The organism is Roseovarius dicentrarchi (assembly GCF_003316635.1).
Taxonomy (GTDB): Bacteria; Pseudomonadota; Alphaproteobacteria; order Rhodobacterales; family Rhodobacteraceae; genus Roseovarius; species Roseovarius dicentrarchi.
On the sequence record NZ_QNQP01000043.1, the window covers coordinates 1 to 7,862 of the forward strand.

Below are 7,862 nucleotides of genomic sequence, written 5' to 3' on the forward strand. Positions count from 1 at the left end.
CACTTTCCATCAATATCACCTGCTCATTCCTCCGCGCTATTCGGCGCGGATGCTAACGTCGCAGGTGGGTCAATTTTACTCGCTCATAACCCACCCAAGTGGGTCAATTTTGCATGCCGATTCACACCCCGGAAACGATTGAAGCGGGACAAGCCCGACGCGCTGGCGGTGCCAGAAGCGCCGAACATGATGTGGTCGATGGATTTCATGGCGGATCGCCTTGGGGATGGTCGCGCGTTCCGGCTTTTGAACGTGCTGGATGATTTCAATCGCGAAGGATTGGGCATCGAGGTCGACTTTTCTTTGCCAGCGGAACGCGTGATCAGAAGCCTTAACCGTATCATCGAATGGCGCGGAAAGCCCGGCACAATAAGAGTCGATAATGGCCCGGAATACATCAGCGAGAAGCTGATGGAATGGGCAGAGGAACAAGGGGTTACCATCCTACATATCCAACCCGGGAAGCCTCAACAGAACGCCTACATCGAGCGTTACAACCGGACAGTCCGGCATGAATGGCTGGATCAATACATCATCGAAAGCATAGACGAGGCGCAAGATCACGCCACGGAATGGCTCTGGACTTACAACAACGACCGCCCGAATATGGGTATCGGCGGCATCACACCCGCCCAGAAACTGAAAATGGCCGCGTAAATTCTACGAATGCACCCCGTTAAAAATGGGGGGGTTACCGCATCTATAGGGTATTTGATAGGCAAGATGTGGAGGGGAACTGTGATTCTCGGACATTTAATTATGGGCATGCTGCTCGGCATGATTTCTGCTGCGATCAGTCTCTTTTTTTGGGCATCTCTTCTGTGGGCTCTTGCCATTTACTCCATAGTAGGCATCCTCGGCACTCTCCTCTCTGCCGCTATTGTGTATACTCTATCAAGGCTTTCGGAACGCAGGTCGCACATCAAGACATGCAAGTGGTTTTCGCGTGGCGATTAGCAATGTGGTTTTTGCCCTCACGACCCTCAGGATTGATCATGTACGAGGAACGCTTCAATGCGTGACCAAATCTGAAATCCGCATGGCCGGGCCAGTTACACAGAGTTCATGACACTCCCCAGGAAAGCGGAAGACAACGAGGCCGAGGTGAAAGAACTTCATGCGAAGATCGGAAAGCTGGCGGTCGAAAACGATTTTTTGTCACAAGGGCTGAAGCGATGAGCCCGAGTGAACGCAAGGCTATGATCCATCGGGATCATACGGATCTGAGCCTGACCAGCCAATGCAAACTGCTGAAGATTAGCCGGTCATCGCTGTATTATGTGCCAGTCGGTGTGAATGCTCAGACGCTGGAGCTGATGCATGAGATTGATCGGATCTTTACTAAATATCCCTTCTTTGGCAGCCGCCAGATCGCGGCGTATTTACCTCAATCAGGGTTCTCCGCTGGGCGACACCGCGTGCGCCGCCTGATGGGCATCATGGGGTTGCAGGCCATCTATAAAGGGCCGAACACGAGCAAGAAGCATCCGCAGCATAAGATCTGGCCATATTTACTGAGAAAGCTGCCAATCACGCGCGCCAATCATGTTTGGTGCAGCGACATTACCTACATTCCAGTGAAGAACGGCTTCCTATATCTGGTGGCAATCATGGATTGGGCCACGCGCAAAGTGCTGTCCTGGCGGCTGTCAAATACGCTGGACGCCAGCTTTTGCGTTGAAGCATTGGAAGAAGCCATCGCCAAATATGGCAAGCCCGAGATCATGAACACGGATCAGGGCAGCCAATATACAGGCGCTGACTGGATCACGACCCTGACCAAAGCCGAGATCAAGATCTCAATGGACGGCCGAGGAAGGTATCTGGACAATATCTTCATCGAACGGCTCTGGCGGTCCCTGAAGCAGGAGGCTGTGTATCTGCACGAGATCACCAACGGCTTTCAAGCCAAAAGGATCATCGACGACTGGATCGGATTTTACAACTCAGAGCGGCCTCACACCGCCCTCGACAAACGCACACCAGACGCGGCATACTTCCAAATGGTAGAGACACGAAAAGCGGCATGAACATAAACCTGATACATCTTAGCTAAGCCGCATACCTGTCCTAAAAAGCAGGACCACTTCATTCCTAAAACTTAACACCAGTTTAGAGAGCAACACATGCCGCAAGATTCAACGAACCATGGTACCCAACCTTCATACCTTAAGTTTCTACGTGGAGGACGACTTACCAAGTACAAGGGTATTGTCGCCTCCATCGCTCCGATGGTTGGCGCCGCCGTCATCTTCAGCGCTATCAGCGCGAGCACCACTATGGCAGCCGATGAGTGTGGAACGGCTGGAACCACCGTTGTTTGTGATTCTAGCGATACAGATCATCCGAACTATTTAAGTGGTATCACCTATACAGACGTTGCAAACGCAATGACTCTGACGCTCGATGATGCGGCAATCACCGTGGGTGGTCCAGGAGTGAGCGTTGTGGGGAGCGCCACTAATACCGGCGATATCATGCTCGATGGGACAAACTTTGCAACGATTGCTACCACCAGCAACAGCAGTCACGGGTTGCTTTCTAAGACCATAAACCCAACCAGCGCAGCTGTGGCCGCGGCAACCCTGACGAAGGGCAATATCAATACCGCGGGGACATCGTCCCACGGTGTCTATGCGTGGACCCTTGGCCTTGGCGGCACCGTGGCACAGATGGACGGTGGCACTGTGACCACAACGGGCGGGACTGCTCACGGGGTGTATTCTCGGATTGGGTTTTCAGGATCGGGTAACGCGGCGATGGCTACGGCAACCCTGACGGCGGGCGATATCAAGACCACAGGGGCTAATAGCAGAGGCGTTTATACTTATAACCAAGGCCTTGGCGACACGCTGGCGCAGATGAACGGTGGCACTGTGACCACAACGGGCAATGTTGCTCACGGGATGCAGTCTGAAAATTACAGCACACTTGGCGAGGAGATGTCGAAGGCAATACTGACAGCCGGCGATATCAAGACTACGGGGGATAGGGCCAACGGCGTCTATGCGTATCACCGAGGCCTTGGCGACACGCTGGCGCAGATGGACGGTGGCACTGTGACCACAGGCGGTGACGGTGGTGCTCACGGGCTGTTTTCTTATATTTCCAGAGCGACTAGCGAAGCGACGGCGACGGCGATACTGAAGGTGGGTGAAGTCAAGACCATGAGGGATAACGCCTTCGGCGTCTATGCCCTTACCGGTGGCCTTGGCGACACGCTGGCGCAGATGGACGGTGGTACTGTGACCACAGATGGGGCCGGTGCTCACGGGCTGCACTCTCGGATTGGAACTGTCAACGGGTCCAGCTCAGCGACGGTTAGGGCGACTCTGACATCTGGCGATATCAAGACCGCGGGCGATAAAGCTCACGGCATTTTTGCGCAAACAACAGGTTTGGGTGATATCGTCGTCTCTACTGTTGGTAATGGCACTATTTCTACGACCGGTGCGGATGCGCACGGTATTGCAACCCAAAACCTTAATTCCTTAGCAACCGGCACAACAACCATCACCGTCGGAAATGACGTCATTGCTGGTGGTGACGGTGTCAATGTGCGTTCCGGGTCGAGTGGCGGGGTCGATATCACCGGGAACGGCGACATCACCAGCGGGGTTAATGGTATTCTGGTAACCAATGCAGGCACCGGTGATATTGCCATAATAGTCAATAAAAAGATCACCGGCGGCACGGAGTATGGTATCAACACGAATACAATTTCAGGAGCCAGTACGACCCTCATGCTTAATGCGGGCGCTGCAGTAGGCTCAACCTCTGGCTTGAGTATTTCCAACAATCTTGGTGAAAGCACCACAATCGTCAATGCGGGCGCGCTTGTTACGGGCAAAATCCAACTTGGCGATGGCAGTGATGATTTAACCTTTGATGGCAGCGATATAAGCCAGGTCACGCTGTTCGACGGCGGGGACAACGTTTCGATTGCGGATGGCTTTATTGACACGCTCACGCTGCGCCAGGTCGCGCCTTCTTCGGTATCTGGTGGGACTATTAAAAACTTTGAGGATATCATTCTTGAAGGTACAGAGCTCACGCTTTCCGACGACGGTGGCACGCTGACCAGTTCGACTGATACGGGTCATGGGATTTTTTTGAAGGACGGCAGCAGTTTGCAAACGACCGGTGCTTATACTCTGGCGAGCAACCTTAATATTGGCCAAGACACCACGTTTTTTACCGATAGAAGCCTTACAGCAGTAGAGACTAAGGTAACTGGCGGTGTTGTAAATTCCGGTACAATTAACATGATGGACGGAGTGTCCGGCGACAGGTTGGTTGTCGCGGGGGATTACACCGCGAACAATGGTTTGATCCTGATGGATTCTTATCTGGCCGGGACGGGTCTTGCAGGGACGGAGCCTGGGGGAACCTCGACGACGGACCAGATTATTATCGCGGGCAACACCATTGATCGTGGTGCGGACAAAGTCTGGATTGACAATTTGAATGTCGATAATCCAACCGGAGAAGAGAGCCTTCTGCTCATCGATGTGGGGGGCACGTCCGAAGCTCGGTTTTTCCTTGAGCGGCGTGTGGCCAAAGGAGCATATGAATATCTTCTGAACAAGCATTCTGATGATGGATCTTGGTACCTCGAAAGTGTAGACCTTCGTGGCGATACCGGAGCGACTGGTGACACTGGTGCAACGGGCGATACCGGTGCAACGGGTGATACCGGAGCCACGGGCGATACCGGTGCAACGGGCGATACCGGTGCAACGGGTGATACCGGTGCAACGGGTGATACCGGTGCAACGGGTGACACTGGTGCAACGGGCGATACCGGTGCGACTGGTGACACTGGTGCAACGGGCGATACCGGTGCGACTGGTGACACTGGTGCAACGGGTGATACCGGAGCTACGGGCGATACCGGTGCGACTGGTGACACTGGTGCAACGGGTGATACCGGAGCCACGGGCGATACCGGTGCAACGGGCGATACCGGAGCAACGGGCGATACCGGAGCAACGGGCGATACCGGAGCCACGGGTGACACTGGTGCAACGGGCGATACCGGTGCCACGGGTGACACTGGTGCAACGGGCGATACCGGTGCCACGGGTGATACCGGTGCCACGGGTGATACCGGTGCCACGGGTGATACCGGTGCCACGGGTGATACCGGTGCCACGGGCGATACCGGTGCAACGGGTGACACCGGTGCAACGGGTGACACAGGCGATACCGGTGACACAGGTATCAGCGGTCCACTCATCCGTCCAGAAACTGGATCCTATAGTGCCAACACGCTGGCCGCAGTTTCAATGTTTGATCATGGCTGGAGAGATCGGAAAGGCGCAGGTCGCAGTCTGGACGAGGACAAGAATTTTTGGTTGCGCTTTGTTGGTAAAACAGGCTCTTCGAGCAGCATTGGTGGTCAACTCAACACTGACTATGATCAGATCACGCTCCACTTTGGCGCAGATGTGGCGCGCTGGAGCACCAGCGGAAATGACGAGCTCGTCGTTGGTCTGATGGGTGGCTATGGCTGGCAAAACAGCGATACGGTCTCTGATGTGACAGGCTATACTAGCAGTGGCGAGGTTGAAGGTTACGGGATCGGTCTTTATGGGACTTGGGTTCAGAACACATTTACCGAGCGGGGCTGGTATGTGGACAGTTGGCTCATGCTGGGCCGCTACGATGCCGAGGTAACTGGCCAAGGTTTCGAGAAGGTAAGCTACGATATCGACACCACAACGGTCTCGCTAGAGACAGGTTACGCTTTCGATGTATGGGAATCGGACCGCTCAAAAGTCTGGCTTGAACCCCAAGCGCAACTGATCTGGAGTGATGTTGATGGAGGTAATTTCGTAGATCAGACCGGTACAAGGATTGGTCTCAGCGGTAATAGCCTAACCTCACGACTCGGGGTCCGGGCATCTATGGAAACGTTGTCAGGCCAAGACTCAAACAACGGCTCTACAGGCTACGTACAGCTTGACTGGCTCCATGCCCTTGAGCGCCCAGATTTAACATTGGACAACTATAAGGTTGATTTTCGCGACGATAACGCTTTGCGGGTTGGCGTTGGCTACGAACATCAGTGGTCCGATCGTGCCTATCTCAATCTGAAGGTCGACTACACCAATGCTTCGGGTGGCGGCGACAGCGTCGGGGCAAGCGTTGGCTTCAACTTGGAGTTCTGAGTCTATAGAAAATATGGCGGCGGGATAGGTCCGCCGCCATATGCCATTGTCTGTAAGTGAGTGCCTAAGATTGAAATTATGTCTCAACATGATTGTGCGCGATGAGGCTGAGGTCATCGCAGAGACACTAGGCAATATTCTGAGCCACTTCGACATTACTACTTGGGTGATTCATGATACCGGCTCACGGGACAACACCTCAGAAATAGTTACACAGTTTTTCAAAGAACGTGGCCTCGAGGGAAAGTTACGGCATCGAAGCTGGGAGAGCTTTGGGGCAAATCGGCAATATGCGTTAGAGGATTGCGCTGGTCTTTCCGATTATGTTCTCTTCTTCGATGCAGACAACCGTATTGAAGGGAAAGTTCCCGAACTGCCCGCTGGACCCGATGCGATGACGCTCAACATGCGGGGAGCTAGTACGATTTATCCCGCCAAGCTGATCGTCAAAAATAACGGCAGCTTTCGCTGGAGAGGTATCGTCCATGAAGGACTCTATTTCAGTGGGGCATCTGAAAAAACCCAACATATTAGTGGTGATTACGCTGTTGTCAGCCGAAGAGCTGGAGCGCGATCGCGCGACTCGTCAACATATTATCGGGATGCGCGATTGCTGGTTCAGGCCATCGAAAATATTGGCAACGAAGATCGTGATCTTTTGCCTCGTTATACTTTTTATTGCGCAAACTCATGGCGGGATGCGCAGGCTCCACACGAAGCGATTCCCTGGTACAAGAAGAGAATTTCTCTCGGCGGCTGGAAGGATGAAGTTTATTTGTCCTGGCTTGGTCTCGGGATTGAACTAAACAAGATCGGTGATCAAGATGGGGCCTTGCTTGCGTTTCTTTCCGGACAGGACGTGTGTCCGGAGCGCGCCGAATGCCTTTATCAATTGGCTCGTATGCAACGTATGCGAGGTCGGCCCGAGACAGCACTTGCTTTTGCTCGGGAAGGGCTGAGACGTTCATTACCCGACAGACCACGCCTTTTTGTCTGGTGTAACGTCTACGCTTACTGGCTGGATTTCGAATATTTGCTTTGCCTTAAGGATCTTGGACGTCTGAGTGAGGGAGGCGATGCTTTAGAGCGAATGCGTGCAGCAAATGCGCCTGACCATCTTTATAAGATTCTTGAGGTTTCATACGAGAAACACAGTAAGCGTCCGGGCTGACCGCTCTATGGAGCGGTTTTCCATGGCAGGAGATCATCGACGCGGTTGATCTTGTAGTCTGGGATGCGGGCAAGGGTATCTGAAGTGGTCCGGCAAAACTGGACAGCGTGCTAAGATGTATCCAACGTATCCGTCCGGCTACGCCGCGCTTGACGCCTGTTGCGGCGTCCAGTTCCAAGGCGCGAGTTCTTCGATGCGGTTGATCTTGTGATCGGCGATGCGCTCGAGGACCCAGGTGAGCCAGGCTTCGGGATTGACGCCGTTCATGCGGGCGGTTTCGATGAGCGTATAGGCGATCGCCGCGGCTTTACCGCCGCCTTTCGAGCCCATGAAGAGGTAGTTTTTCCGTAAGCCTTCGGCGAAGGCCGTGGGCGCGCCGTATTGATCAGAGGGTGTTGATTGTCATTGAGAACTGACCCGGCACCAGCAGAAATTGTCATTGAGAATTGACCCATGTGCAACCTTGCCGCGGCTTGAATCAGCTGGGGGCGCATGGAGTGATAGACATGGGATTTTTG

General features: G+C 53.8%; 4 protein-coding genes and 1 pseudogene. 4 read left to right on the forward strand and 1 reads right to left on the reverse strand.

All coding sequences use genetic code 11. The features are described 5' to 3' along the window. From DQ230_RS16380 to DQ230_RS16400, 4 genes are all read left to right on the forward strand, one after another. The coding region (locus tag DQ230_RS16380) for an integrase core domain-containing protein (protein ID WP_238987576.1) at positions 1-657 on the forward strand (657 nt) is incomplete at its 5' end. A gap of 518 nt (positions 658-1,175) precedes the next feature. Further along, a complete protein-coding gene (locus DQ230_RS16390; RefSeq protein WP_113913645.1) occupies positions 1,176-2,030 on the forward strand; it encodes an IS3 family transposase in 855 nt (284 codons plus the stop codon). Between the two features lie 96 nt (positions 2,031-2,126). Then, positions 2,127-6,173, forward strand: a complete 4,047-nt coding sequence (locus tag DQ230_RS16395; RefSeq protein WP_203228116.1) for an autotransporter outer membrane beta-barrel domain-containing protein — start codon at positions 2,127-2,129, stop codon at positions 6,171-6,173. Between the two features lie 88 nt (positions 6,174-6,261). Further along, positions 6,262-7,344, forward strand: coding sequence for a glycosyltransferase (locus tag DQ230_RS16400; RefSeq protein WP_162497491.1), 1,083 nt, complete (start codon positions 6,262-6,264; stop codon positions 7,342-7,344). 138 nt (positions 7,345-7,482) lie between these two features. Here DQ230_RS16400 and DQ230_RS16405 read toward each other — a convergent pair. Then, positions 7,483-7,692, reverse strand: a pseudogene (locus DQ230_RS16405) (transposase domain-containing protein); the annotation flags it as partial. Positions 7,693-7,862 lie beyond the last annotated feature (170 nt).

What these genes read in the sequence shown, in the direction of transcription:
- DQ230_RS16395 (WP_203228116.1), top strand. Translation starts at nt 2,127, where the DNA reads ATGCCGCAAGATTCAACGAACCATGGTACCCAACCTTCATACCTTAAG.
- DQ230_RS16400 (WP_162497491.1), top strand. Translation starts at nt 6,262, where the DNA reads ATGATTGTGCGCGATGAGGCTGAGGTCATCGCAGAGACACTAGGCAAT.
- DQ230_RS16390 (WP_113913645.1), top strand. Translation starts at nt 1,176, where the DNA reads ATGAGCCCGAGTGAACGCAAGGCTATGATCCATCGGGATCATACGGAT.